The organism is Kitasatospora sp. NPDC057542 (assembly GCF_042801945.1).
Taxonomy (GTDB): domain Bacteria; phylum Actinomycetota; class Actinomycetes; order Streptomycetales; family Streptomycetaceae; genus Kitasatospora.
Genome location: NZ_JBHVFE010000274.1, coordinates 1 through 11,914, shown reverse-complemented (window position 1 = coordinate 11,914; position 11,914 = coordinate 1). Strand labels below are relative to the sequence as shown.

Below are 11,914 nucleotides of genomic sequence, written 5' to 3'. Positions count from 1 at the left end.
TTCCGGCTGTCTGTGCGCCGCCAGGGACTCGAACCCCGGACCCGCTGATTAAGAGTCAGCTGCTCTAACCAACTGAGCTAGCGGCGCCTGCTGACAGAGAAGACTCTAGCAGCGCCGTGCGGCCGAGCCAAAATCGAATACCGGTCGTCCCGCGTTCACCCCCCGGTCACGACGGCCGCCCCGGCGGGAACCGGCGCGCCCGGCTCGCGCGCCGCCCGGACACAGGCCCACAGCACCACCGCGGCGCCGGGCAGCCGGGGCTCCCGCTGTTCGGGCGCGACGATCCACCGGCCGGCGCCCTGCCCGGGGGAGTCCGGGCTGTTCAGCACCCGCTGCAGGGGCGGCACGGTCACCGCGTCGCCCTTGCCGTGGCACAGCAGCGGCGGCACGTCCCGGGCCCACTCCTCCCAGGCCAGCAGCCGGCGCAGCCGGGGTGCCGCGCCCGGCTGGACGAACAGCAGCATCCGTCCCCGATGGACGGCCACCGGACCGCAGCCCGGCCCGGACGTCCACATCTCGTCCAGCACCCGGCGGCCGAACAGCGCCGGCATGCTGATCACGTCGAAGGCGCGCCCGCAGGGCAGAACCGAGGGCGCCCAGGGACGGCTCTCCCACAGGGCGCGCATGCTGCGCGGGTACTCGCTGGCGGAGGCCAGCCAGGCCTCCCCGGCCGCGCTGACGTACTCCACCGAGGGGTACATCACCGACTGCTGCGTCACCGACTGCTGCGTCCAGATCTCCACGGAGAGCAGCCTGCGCGGCGCGTGCCACCGGTGGGACGGAAAGCGCGGTTCGCCGGACGGCGCGGCGGGGGATCGCGTACCCTTCCCCGCCGCGCATATGCCAGTGGCCCGTGTCCGGCTTGCGTGCGCCGGGGCTCAGTCCTCGTGCCGGCGCGGCTGGAGCAGGGTGCGGCCGTACTCGATCATCTTGGCGGCGTAGTCCGGGGTCCAGTCCGCCCGCTGGGCGATCTCGGCGTCGGACAGCGCGTCGAACCGGCGCGGGTCGGCGAGCTGCGCGGCGGCGACCGCCTGGAAGTCCGTGGCCCGCTCGGCGGCCGCCCGGAAGGCCAGGGCCAGTTCCGTGGAACGGCGCAGCAGCTCCGCCGGGTCCTCGATCGACTCCAGGTCGAAGAATCGTTCCGGCTCGGGTTCGGCGGACTGCGGCTCGAACAGCAGCTGGACCGGACGCAGGCGCCTGGTGGGCTCGGACGACTCTGGGGAGTCGGGCATGGACGGACACCTCCGGGTCTCGGGTGGGGTGAAGGGAATCTGCTCCGGGCCGCGCCGCCCGGTCGTGGCCGCCGTCCATTGTCTCGCGGCAGCGGCCCGTAGCGGAACGGTGCGCACGCGAGCGCTATTCCCCGGCGCGTGCCGGGCGTGTGACTCGCGCGCTGCGCTTCCGGACCGCATGCGAACCGGTTGTCCCGGGTACCGGCCGCTCCGGCCCGCCGGTCGTTCCGGCGGGCCGGTCACATCGAGGCGGACCGGCCGTCCATCGATACGGGAGAACCCCCATGCGTGTGAGAAGGGGCCTCACGGCCCTCGCCCTGCCCGTCCTGTCCGTACTGGGCGCCCTGCTCGCCGTCGCCGCCTCCGTCGCCCCGCCCGCCGCGGCCGCCGAGACGGCGCTGGTGGTCACCGGAGAGCCGAGCGGCCCGGGCGGCGCCTCGACGGCGACCTGCCCGTCCGGCACCCACCTGACCGGCGGCGGCTACCGGCTCCAGCCGGACGCGGACGGCCCGGTGCGCGCCAACGGCCCCACCGCCGACGCGAGCGGGTGGAGCGCGCAGGCGCAGCGGGGATCGGTGGTCGCCTTCGCGGTCTGCGAGACGGAGGACTGAGCCCGACGGCTACCTCAGGTGGACCCGGTGGCCGCTCAGGTGGTGCAGCACCTGGTGGTTCGCCTCCCAGCCGTCCGGGAAGGTCACCGGGACGCCCAGCTGCACCGGCTCGGTCGCGGGGTGCTCGTCCAGCAGCTCGGCGATCCCGGCCCGGGCCACCACGATGCAGGCGTGCCGGTGCCGGGAGGCGAGCACGCAGAGCCGGCCGGTCTCCAGGTGGAAGGCGGTCGCGTCGGGGCGCCCGGAGAGCGGGTGCAGCACCACCGTGACGTCGTACTCGCGGCCCTGCAGGCGGTTGGCGGTGTCCACCGTGACGGCCGGACCGGCCGCGCCGTCCACCGGCACGCCCACCTTGAGCAGCGCCGCGCGCACGGCCGCCGCCTGGTCCCGGTGGGCGGTGCCGACGGCGATCCGGTCCGCGGTGAGCGGTGCCTCGCCCTGCTCGGAGTGGGCGGTCAGCCCGCGCTCCAGCAGTCGGCGGACGGTGGCCGCGACGGCCGCCACGGCCTGCGGGTCGGTCCGTACGGTGTGCCGGGCGGGCAGCTCCAGCAGGGCCCAGCCGTGTGCGGCGGCCCGGTCGATCACCGCGTCCAGGGCCGAGCCGTCCGGGCGCACGGCGGCGGTCAGCCGGCGGTCGTCCGGGCCGGTGCCGGAGCGGAACGGCGTGTACGGGTAGAAGGCCCGGGAGATCAGTGGGGCGGCGCTGGCGGGCAGCCGCCAGGAGACCGGCAGCCGGTGCGGCTCGATCTCCGGGTTGTGCGCCAGCAGGGTGACCACCGCGCTGCTGGACGGGTCGTACGACAGTCCGGCCCACTGCTCGGTGCCGACCACGGTGAACGGGTCCAGCTGGCCCGGGTCGCCGACGAACAGCGCCCGCTCGAACAGCCGGGCCACCGCGAGCAGGGCGTCCGAGCGCATCTGGTACGCCTCGTCGACGATCGCGTGCCGCCACGGGGCCTCGGCCCGCACCCACTGCCACTTGGCCGCGGTGGAGATCACCACGTCGTGCTCGACCAGGTCGGCGACCTTGTCGGAGGGCGTGACGCCGGCGTGCTTCAGCACCTCCGGGCCGGGCCGGGAGTCCGCGGCGTGCAGCCGGCCGATCGTCAGCTCCGGCGCCTTCTCGGCCAGCCGGCCGACCAGGTCGTCCACCTGGCCGTTGGTCTGGGCGACGATCATCAGCCGCTCGCCGGCCTCGACCAGCTCGCGTGCGGCCCGCACCACGAGCGTCGACTTGCCGGCGCCGGGCGGGGAGTCCACCACCACGCCGCGCGGGGCGCCGGCCGGCGGGCGGACGGTGGCCGCCAGGATCCGGGCCACCGCGGCGTCGGCGGCCGCGCCCGGGGCCTGCTCGGGGGTCATCGGACGGTTCACTCCCACTCCTCGGAGACGGACGGGGCGGGTACGGGCGTGGCGCCGGGCGGGCCGCCGTGGGTCCAGGGGGTGTCGTCCGGCTCGGGCAGCGGCGCGGACTGGCGCACCGTCAGTTCGAACAGGGTGAAGGTGACCGGCTCGCCGGGCTCGGGCAGACTGCCCGGCTCCGGCTCCTTCTTGCGGCCCATGCCGGACAGCACCCGCAGGGTGAGGGTGCCCTCGGCGGCGTCCACCGCGACGATCTCCGCCTTCTGTGCGGGCGGACCTCCCCCGGCCTCCGGACGGGGTGGCCCCCATACCCGGTGCACCTCCCGGCCGAGGTCCGCGTGCGGGCGGTCGACGGTGCGCAGGGTGACCAGCGGGCGCGGCTTGGGGGAGCGGCCGGTGGTGTCCCAGTCCGGCACCACCTCCGTCACCACGCCGCTGAACGCCTCGCCGGCCAGCCGGTGCTCGGCCATCGCCAGCGGGTCGTCCAGCGCCTCCTGGACGTCGAGGCGGGCCTGCTCGCGCTCGCGCTGGGCGAGCTTGCGGGCGGCGGTGACGGCGTCGTCCTGCCGGGGCTGCGGCGGCTCGCCGGCCGCCAGCCGGTCCCGGTGGCCGGTGTAGGACCAGCGGTCGCCGGTCCAGCGCTCCTCCAGGTGGCCGGCCGGCGGCAGGGCGCGCAGCAGGTCCAGGCCCTGCCAGACGTCCCGCCAGGTGGGCAGCAGGACGGACGTCAGCGCCTCCTCCAGCGCCGTCACCGCGGCCCGTACGGCCGCCCGGGCGCGCTCGGCGGCGGCCTCGTCGCGCTGCTCGGCGCTGTGCTGCAGGGCGCCCACGGCGGAGTCGTAGCGGGCGATCGCCGGGGCGAGCACGAACTCGTCGAAGCGGGGGTCGGTGGCCGGGCCGGCCGGCGGGTGCAGCAGCTGCCCCCGGTCGTCCCGGGCGGACTCGGCCAGCTCGGCCGCCTGCGCGCCGGTCAGGCCGTCCGGCGGGCGGTGCCAGGCGAGCCGGGCCGCCAGGTGCTGGTCCTCCAGGTGGCTCTGGCCGGTCGCCCAGTGCCGGGCCAGCAGGCCGGTCATCGGCAGCAGCAGCGAGGAGCCGGGCACCTGGGCGCGGTCGGTGAGGTGGGTCAGCCAGCGGCCGAGCAGCGGCACCCGGACCGGCGCCGGGTAGGGCCCCGGCTCCTCGTCTTCGGTGGTGCGGCGGAAACGGGTCGAGCGGCCGATCAGGGCGAGGTGGTGCACGCCTGCGCTGTTGGGCACGATCAGCTGCGGGGCGTCCGCGCACAGTTCGCGGAACACCTGGGTCTTCTCGCCGGTCTCCGGGTCCTTCTCGGAGCCCTCGATCTGCTCGACGTCCTCGGCGAAGGACTCCAGGTAGGGCAGCAGGTCGGCGGCCAGCTCGGCCAGGAAGTCGAACCGCAGGGTGCGGTTGAGCGGCTGCGGCACCAGGTGCAGCCGGGGCGCGTCCCGGTCGGTGCCGAGCATCACCGCGAGCGGCGCACCGGACTCACCGGCGGCGGTCAGCGGGACCAGCACCATCGGGCGCTCCGACAGGTGCCGGTGCCGGACGGTGGCCAGCGGCTCGGCCCGGCCGCTGCGGACCGCCTCCAGCCGGGCGAGGGTGGTCAGCAGACTCATGCGGAGGCCCCCAGGGCCGCCGTCCCCAGAGCCGTCGTGTCCAGGGCCGCCGTCCCCAGCGCCTCGGCGCGCAGGGCGGCCGCGTAGGCCAGGCGCTCGGCGGCGTCGTCCGCGCCGTCGAGGTCGCCGCTCTTCGTGCCGGCGGCGGCCAGCGCCTCGGCGACCGTACGGATGCTGCCCAGCTCGCCGCGCACACCCCGGCCGAGCTGCTCGACCCGGTCGTCGCAGCGGGCCCGGGCGCGGCAGTGGAAGCCGAGTTCGCAGGTGGAGAGGCAGTCCGGGCTGTACGCGGCGGGCACCGCCTCGACCGAGGCGGTCAGCTGTTCGGTGGTCCGGGCCGGTGCGCCGTCCTCGTCGGCGGCCAGGTCGAAGTCGGCGTCCGGCGGCAGTGCTGCCAGCAGCCCGCCGATGCCGGTCATCCGGCCCAGCTGGCGGCGGGTGGTGGCCAACTCGCGGCGGACGTCCACGGCGACCGCGGTCGGCCGGTTGCCGAAGTCCTTCGGGCAGACCAGCAGCACGCTGGTGCGGGGGCTGCCCGGCAGCCGCTGCTCGGTGTACGGGTCCTCGTCGAGCGGCTGCCCGGCCGCCGTGGCCGCGGCCCGCTGGAGCGCCAGCACGTACACGGCGGCCTGCCGGGCGGCGGCTCCGACCTTGGTCGGGTCCGCGCTGCCGTCCAGCACCGGGAAGGACTTGATCTCGACCACGGTGCACCGCCCGCCGTGCACCACCAGCGCGTCCGGCTCCAGGTAGGCGGTGCTGCCGGCCACCTCCAGGCGCAGCATCGGGTGGTCCAGCAGCGTCCAGGCCTCCGGGTCGGCGGCAGCCCGGGCCAGCGCCTCGGCCGTCCGGTCGGCGCGCACGGCCGGGCCGGAGCGGTGCAGCAGGTCCGGCACCCGGAGCGGGGCGTGGCCGTCCGCCGGGACGCCCAGGTGGTGGCGGAGCGGCTCCAGCAGCGGGGCGTAGCCGTCCGCCTTCAGCCGGGACTCGAAGATCACGCCGCGGGCGATGGCGAAGGGGGACTGGCCGAAGGGGGCGGGGCGGCCGAGCCGGGCCGCCAGCGCCGACTTGTCCACCCCGGCCGCGTCGAGCACGGCGCGGCGGTGGCAGCCCGGATTGGCGGCGAGCGCGGCGAGGGAGCGGGCGTTCAGACTGCGCTGCGGGGCCGGTCCGCGCAGTTCCGCGAGCCGCTGGGCGAGCGGCTCAGCGGGCCCGCCGGGCGGGACGTTCGTCGAGACGTTCATGGTGCGGCCCAGTGTCGCATCCGGGTCCGACAATGCGGTGCGGACCGGCCGTTGGGCGACGTACCGGGTGGCCGGAACCGCATGCCCGGCGGGCCGCGGTCACCGGCGTGCGACCGTGGCCGCCGGTACGGTCCCGCGTCGTGGCAGCCGTCCGGGTGGGGGATCATGGAGCCCGGTGCTCAATGGTGAGACCGACCGTTGCCACCGCCCGTTGCGAGGAGCCGCCCATGCCCGCCCGAATCGTGCTGGTCCGCCACGGCGAGACCGAGTGGTCCGCCACCGGCCGCCACACCGGCCGCACCGACATCCCGCTGACCGAGGAGGGCCGGGCGATGGCCCGGGCCCTCGGCGCCCGACTCGCCAAGGCCCCCTGGAACGGGCTGCCGGACGCGCTCGTCTACACCAGCCCGCTCGGCCGGGCCAAGGAGACCTGCGAGCTGGCCGGCTTCGGCGACCGCGCGGTGGAGCGTCCGGAACTGATGGAGTGGGACTACGGCCGGTACGAGGGCCGCACCGGTGCGGACATCCGGGCCACCGACCAGCCCGGCTGGCTGATCTGGCGCGACGGGGTGCCCGGCGGCGAGAAGCTCTCCGAGGTGGCCGCCCGGGTGGACGCCTTCCTGGCCGCCCTCAAGGACGAGCACGGCGTCCCGGACCCGGACACCACCGTGATGCACTGCGCCGACCGGGACGTCGTCCTGTTCGCGCACGGCCACCTGCTGCGCATCCTGACCGCGCGCTGGCTGGGCCTGCCGCCCGAGTTCGCCCAGCGGTTCAAGCTCGGCACTGCCGCGCTCTGCGTGCTGTCCTGGGAGTACGGCGCTCCGGCGGTGGAGGTCTGGAACGACCTGTCCCACCTGGAGGGCCTGGGCGCCGGGCACTGACCCCCGGCCCGGCGGGAGACGCCGTCCGCACATGGGCGGCGGAGCGCGGTCCGTGCCCGCTCCGCCGCTTCCCAGCCGTTCGGGACCGGCCCGCAGTGGAGCGGGCGCAGGCCCGGGGCCGGGGGCCGGAGGACTCCGACGCCGGTAGGGGTCACGGCACTCGACGTGATGTCGGCGATGGCGGCGGGCGTACCCGTCCGGCGGCCGACACGGTCGCGCTGCCTCCGAACGAGCACCGGCGGCCGAACCGTGGGCGGCAGGAGCGCCTGCGGCGGAGTCCGCGAGGCGGGCCTCAGGCCGCCGCCCGGTCGTAGTCGGTCAGGAACCGGCGCACCTCGGGCACCGCGACGTGCGGGCGCAGCCGTCCGGCGGTGTCCGCGAGCATGCTCCGGATCCGGGCCGAGCCGACGTCACCGAACAGTGCGACGGTGGCCGAGCCGTGGTGCGCCGCACCCGCCAGATCCCCGCGGCCGAGCCGGTCGTGGGCCAGCTCGGCGGTGTACAGCACCCGGTTGCGGACGAAGTGCGGCTTCTGGAGCGTTATCGCCAGCCCGGCCTGCTCGCTGGCGCGGTCCCAGTCGCCGAGTGCCGACCAGCACTGCGCCTGGAGGCCGGCGATCTCGGCCTCGCCGAAGAAGGACATCCACTCCGGGTCCTGCTCGCCGGGGCCCCGGTCGAACAGGGCGTACGCCCGGCCGAGCGCGCGCTCGCAGGAGGCGCGGTCCTGGAGCAGCGCCCAGGCGCCGGCCTCGCGCATGGTCAGCAGGGCGAGCAGCCGGTCGGAGTCCAGCCCCCGGGCGGCGACCTGCCCGGCCTGGGCGGCGCGCAGCGCCTCGCGCGGGCGGCCGGCGTCCCGGGCAAGGAAGGCGCTGTTGCAGAAGACGTGTGCCTCCAGGGCGGAGTCCCCGGCCATCCGGGCGGTGGCGAGCGCCTCGGAGTAGAACGAGCGGGCGTCCGCGAGGCGGTTCGAGTCGTGCGCCAACCAGCCGACCGAGATGGCGAGTTCGCCCGCCCCGGCCTGGAGCCGGCGCTCCGTCTCGGCGCTGTACTCGCACTCGTTGAGCAGCACGTACGCGTTGCGCAGCGACTGCCCGGCGAGTTCGTACAGGGCGTCGGCGCCGTGCGCGTCGTCGGCCAGCCGGATCTCCCGGACGGCCTGTTCGACGCCGAGCACCTCGGCGGCGCCGACCCGGCGCAGCGGTGCCACCGGCCAGGGCCGACCGGGCACCAGCGGTTCGCCGCCGAGCGGCGACGGTGCGGTGAACTCCGCACCGGGAAGGACGCCTTGGCCGGTGAGTGCACCGGAGGCGCCGTCGGCACCGGCCTGTCGGCCGGCGGCCGCGGCCGGTCGGTCGATGCCGATCACGGTGGCCAGCGCGGTGGTGCCGCCGGCCAGGAACGTACGGCGACGCACGTCGTCGTTCTCCTCGTCGAGATAGGGCGATCCATCGGGCCCCCGGGGCACCGCGCCGGGGCTCGGCCACGGGGGCCCGTCCGGAGCGGCTGGATCCGCGTACGGCGAGGCAGCGTACGGGAGTTGAGTGGAGAGAGGTGAGCGCGGGGCGGGCAGGGGCGGGAACGTCGGGTGGAGCGGAGGCGGTTCGACCCGTCCGCCGGACCCGTCCGCCGAGCGGCGGCGGACGGAGGTCCGGGGGGCGAAGCCGAGGTCGGCGAGCGTGCGGTCCGGCCACATGTGCCGGAACACCCGCTCGTAGGCGTAGTTGGGGCAGCGGATCTCACCGGACTCGACCCGTCCGACGTAGCGGGCGTCGCAGGACACGTGCTCGCCGATCTCGCGAGCGGCTCTGCGGACGGCCGTGGCGAACTCGCCCGGTGAGCGGTCGCCGCGCAGCGCGCGCATCACGGTGTTGGGGGACGGTCGGTTCGGCTCGGCCGGTGGGGTGGCTGCCATGGCGCCGAGAGTACTCGGAGTCACCGAGTGGCCACAGTCGGTTGGTGGGGCATTGACCGTCAATCCAGGGCAAAACGGGCGATGTTGCGGGATATCTGCCATGAAATGCCATGCCTTGCTGTAAGGCGCCCCGTGGCCCGCGGTGCGCCCGCCGCGTTGTCCTGGTACGCGGAAAAGCCCATGCCGTCGCCCCCCGGCCCGTCCCAGCCCGGCGGCCCGTCCCAACGGCTGTGCTTCCGGAACCGACGAGGTACAGGAGGGCCCATGACGGCCACCGGACTGCCGCAGTACCGACCCGTCCCCGGGGGAGTGCTCGCCGGCGCGGCCCCCGCCCTGCTCCCCGAGCCCGGCGACGACCGGGCCCCGGGCCGGGGCCCGGTCGAGGGCAGCCGCGTCCCCCGCGGCAGCCGCCGGCGCGAACGCGCCGCCCCCGACGAGGGCACCCTCGTCACCGCCTGCGACACCGTGACCGTCGCCCTGCGGCACGGCCTGGAGGCCGTCGACATCCTGAGACTGCGCCGCGCCTGCGGAGTCGTCCTGCAGAGCCGCAACGGCAGCACCGTCTCCTTCCTCGTCCCGGCCGGCACCTGGGAGACCTGGCACCTGCCCGGCAGCTCCTGTACCGCGGGCGCGCTCGTGCCCGCCGCCACCGACCCGCGCTGGGTGATCCCGCCCTCCGGCGTCGGCCGCACCGCGCGCCCCACCGACGCCTGGGTGCTCCGCTCCGCCCTCTGCGAGGCCGCCTGCACGCTCACCGCAGGCGGCCTCGGCCCGTTCTAGCAGGCGTACCGCGCGGATCCCGCCGGGCCCGTGAGCCTCCGGCCGGGTCCCCGCGGCACGCCCCTGACCTGTGGGTGTCCCTCCACGGCGGCGATAATGGCCGGCATGGGACGAAGCAGCAGAGCCGCGCGCGGCCCGGAGCCGGCGGCCACCACCGGACCGGGCGGACGCACCCACGCCCAAGGCCCGCTCAGCCGTCCTGTCGGCTCGGGCCTGGCCGAGCTGCGCCCGGACCGCGACCGCCCCGCCGCCTGGTCGCTGCTGATCGACGGCGCCCCGCAGTCCCTGGTCGACCTCGCCGACCCCACCCACCTCGGCTTCGAGTACCAGCGCCGGCTCGGCCACCTGATCGACCTGGTCGCCCCGCCCGGCCGCCCGCTCACCGTCCTGCACCTCGGCGGCGGAGCCCTCACCCTGGCCCGCTACACCGCCGCGACGCGGCCGCGCTCCCGCCAGCAGGTCGCCGAGATCGACACCGCGCTCACCGAACTCGTCCGCGCCGAACTCCCGTTGGAGCGCGGCTGGCAGATCAAGGTGCGTGGCGCGGACGCCCGCAGCGTGCTGGAACGCACCCCCGAAGGCAGCGTCGACCTGGTGATCACCGATGTCTTCTCCGGGGCTCGCACCCCGGCCCACTGCACCACCGTCGAGTTCACCACCCTCGCCGCCCGCGCCCTGGCCCCCGGCGGTTGGTACACCGCCAACATCGCCGACGGCGGGGCCCTGCCCTTCGCCCGCTCCCAGGTCGCCACCCTCGGCGCGGTCTTCCCCGAACTGTGCCTGATCGCCGACCCCGCCGTGCTGCGCGGCAAGCGCTTCGGCAACGTCGTCCTGGCCGCCGCCCACACCCCGCTCCCGATCGCCGACCTCACCCGCCGCGCCGCCTCCGACTCCGCCCACGCCCGGGTCGAACACGGCCGCGCCCTCACCGACTTCGCGGCCGGCGCCACCCCGGCGACGGACGCCACGGCGGCTCCGTCCCCGGAACCGCCGCCGGGGGTGTTCCGCTGACGGCCCGCCCGTCGCCGCACGGGCACCGGGCCGAAGGTCCAACGCGGGTGGGCCGCGTCAACCCGCCGAGCCTGTCCCCGGGCAGCCATCGTCCCGCGCGTCCGCCGGTGCTCCTCCGCGCCGAGTCGCCCGCCGTAAAACCGTTGGCGGACGACCGAGTCGCGGCCGACAATGGCGCTGCCATCCGGCCACCGACCCGAAGGGGGCGCCATGGAGATCAGACCGGCCCGGCCGGAGGAGGCCGCGCTGCTGACCGGCATCGCGCTGCGGGCCAAGGCGTACTGGGGCTACGACGAGGCGTTCATGGCCGCCTGCCGGGCGGAGCTGGCCGTGGACGCCGGCGTGATCGAGCGGTCGACCACGATGGTGGCCGAGGACGGTGGCCGGGTGCTGGGGTTCGTCTCGCTCTCCGGTGCACCGCCGACCGGGTCGCTGGACCTGCTCTTCGTCGAGCCCGAGTCGATCGGCCGCGGCATCGGCCGCGCGCTGTTCGAGCAGGCCCGGAGCCTTGCCGTGGCGTTCGGCCTGCGCCGGCTCACCATCGACTCCGACCCGAACGCCGAGCCGTTCTACCTGGCGATGGGGGCCACCCGGATCGGCAGCATCCCGTCCGGCTCGATCCCGGGGCGTGAACTCCCGCAGCTGGTCCTGGACCTGGCGACGCCGTAGGCAGGGGGCCGGCGGCCGCCGCCCGGGCCCGCTCAGTGGCCGCGGGGCAGTCCGCGGTGCTTGCACATGGCCGCCCCGGTGAGCAGCAGCCCGGCGGCGATGGGGGCGAGGACGGCGGTCGCGGTGGCGGGGCCGTCACCGGAGGTGGCCGCCGCGGCGGTGCCGACGATGGCCACCGGTTCGGGATTCCTGCCGCCGCCCGGTACGGCGGGAGCCGTGGAGCCGGGCGTCCGGTCGGGCCCGGTGACGGGCGCGGCCTCGTCGACGGCCGTGGCCGCCGCCTCCTGGACCACCGGTCCGTCCGTGGCCTCGCGCTGCCGGGGGGCGGTGGGGCGGGCGGCCGCCCTGGCGTGGCGTTGGCCGGCGGAGGGCGGGTCGGCGGCCCCACCCCCGCGGGATTCGCGGAGCCGGTCGGGCCAGGTCCGGGCGGGGACGGTGCCGAGCAGGCCGGAGGCGAGTGCGAAGGCGTCGGGGACGGCCGCCCGCTGGCCGGGCAGTGGCAGGCCGCCGGCCCGGATGCGTTCCTGGAGGGCGTCGCCGACCGTCCCGCTGACCCCTGCGACCCCGTCGGCCGGGCC

Annotated in this window: 11 protein-coding genes, 1 tRNA gene and 1 pseudogene; 5 read left to right on the top strand and 8 right to left on the bottom strand. The window is 76.4% G+C overall.

The window, feature by feature from the left end; translation table 11 throughout:
• Positions 1–13: 13 nt before the first annotated feature.
• The 3 genes from ACFU7Y_RS28565 to ACFU7Y_RS28555 all read right to left on the bottom strand — a co-directional run bounded on the left by ACFU7Y_RS28565 (position 14) and on the right by ACFU7Y_RS28555 (position 1,232).
• Positions 14–87, bottom strand: a tRNA-Lys gene (locus ACFU7Y_RS28565).
• Between the two features lie 68 nt (positions 88–155).
• Positions 156–701 carry a bifunctional DNA primase/polymerase gene (locus ACFU7Y_RS28560; protein ID WP_224284995.1) on the bottom strand — a complete coding sequence of 182 codons (546 nt, stop codon included), beginning with the start codon at positions 699–701 and terminating at the stop codon, positions 156–158.
• Positions 702–878: 177 nt separating this feature from the next.
• Positions 879–1,232, bottom strand: coding sequence for a hypothetical protein (locus tag ACFU7Y_RS28555; protein WP_224284994.1), 354 nt, complete (start codon positions 1,230–1,232; stop codon positions 879–881).
• A gap of 284 nt (positions 1,233–1,516) precedes the next feature.
• Here ACFU7Y_RS28555 and ACFU7Y_RS28550 point away from each other — a divergent pair, with 284 nt between their 5' ends.
• Positions 1,517–1,843 carry a hypothetical protein gene (locus ACFU7Y_RS28550; RefSeq protein ID WP_224284993.1) on the top strand — a complete coding sequence of 109 codons (327 nt, stop codon included), beginning with the start codon at positions 1,517–1,519 and terminating at the stop codon, positions 1,841–1,843.
• 9 nt (positions 1,844–1,852) lie between these two features.
• On the opposite strand, the gene ACFU7Y_RS28545 is transcribed toward ACFU7Y_RS28550, so the two are convergent.
• From ACFU7Y_RS28545 to ACFU7Y_RS28535, 3 genes are read right to left on the bottom strand one after another with little or no spacing between them, the layout of a single operon-like run.
• A complete protein-coding gene (locus tag ACFU7Y_RS28545; protein ID WP_380770097.1) occupies positions 1,853–3,205 on the bottom strand; it encodes an AAA family ATPase in 1,353 nt (450 codons plus the stop codon).
• Positions 3,206–3,213: 8 nt separating this feature from the next.
• Positions 3,214–4,839, bottom strand: coding sequence for a hypothetical protein (locus ACFU7Y_RS28540; RefSeq protein WP_380770096.1), 1,626 nt, complete (start codon positions 4,837–4,839; stop codon positions 3,214–3,216).
• Positions 4,836–6,080 carry a hypothetical protein gene (locus ACFU7Y_RS28535; RefSeq protein WP_380770095.1) on the bottom strand — a complete coding sequence of 415 codons (1,245 nt, stop codon included), beginning with the start codon at positions 6,078–6,080 and terminating at the stop codon, positions 4,836–4,838. The genes ACFU7Y_RS28540 and ACFU7Y_RS28535 overlap by 4 nt, the downstream gene beginning before the upstream one ends.
• A gap of 227 nt (positions 6,081–6,307) precedes the next feature.
• Here ACFU7Y_RS28535 and ACFU7Y_RS28530 point away from each other — a divergent pair, with 227 nt between their 5' ends.
• A complete protein-coding gene (locus ACFU7Y_RS28530; protein ID WP_224284562.1) occupies positions 6,308–6,964 on the top strand; it encodes a histidine phosphatase family protein in 657 nt (218 codons plus the stop codon).
• A gap of 292 nt (positions 6,965–7,256) precedes the next feature.
• Here the strand turns inward: ACFU7Y_RS28530 and ACFU7Y_RS28525 are convergent, their stop codons facing one another.
• Positions 7,257–8,876 (bottom strand): tetratricopeptide repeat protein, encoded by a 1,620-nt coding sequence (locus tag ACFU7Y_RS28525; protein WP_380770094.1) that lies wholly within the window; start codon positions 8,874–8,876, stop codon positions 7,257–7,259.
• A 264-nt stretch (positions 8,877–9,140) separates the two neighbouring features.
• Here ACFU7Y_RS28525 and ACFU7Y_RS28520 point away from each other — a divergent pair, with 264 nt between their 5' ends.
• The 3 genes from ACFU7Y_RS28520 (at position 9,141) to ACFU7Y_RS28510 (ending at position 11,336) form a co-directional block, all read left to right on the top strand.
• On the top strand, positions 9,141–9,656 hold the full coding sequence (locus tag ACFU7Y_RS28520) for a hypothetical protein (protein WP_380770093.1): 516 nt from the start codon (positions 9,141–9,143) through the stop codon (positions 9,654–9,656).
• Between the two features lie 105 nt (positions 9,657–9,761).
• On the top strand, positions 9,762–10,667 hold the full coding sequence (locus ACFU7Y_RS28515; protein WP_224285216.1) for a spermidine synthase: 906 nt from the start codon (positions 9,762–9,764) through the stop codon (positions 10,665–10,667).
• A gap of 210 nt (positions 10,668–10,877) precedes the next feature.
• The gene (locus ACFU7Y_RS28510; protein WP_380770092.1) at positions 10,878–11,336 is read left to right on the top strand and encodes a GNAT family N-acetyltransferase; all 459 of its coding nucleotides are present in this window, start codon (positions 10,878–10,880) and stop codon (positions 11,334–11,336) included.
• A gap of 32 nt (positions 11,337–11,368) precedes the next feature.
• On the opposite strand, the pseudogene ACFU7Y_RS28505 reads toward ACFU7Y_RS28510, so the two are convergent.
• Positions 11,369–11,914, bottom strand: a pseudogene (locus ACFU7Y_RS28505) (hypothetical protein); the annotation flags it as partial.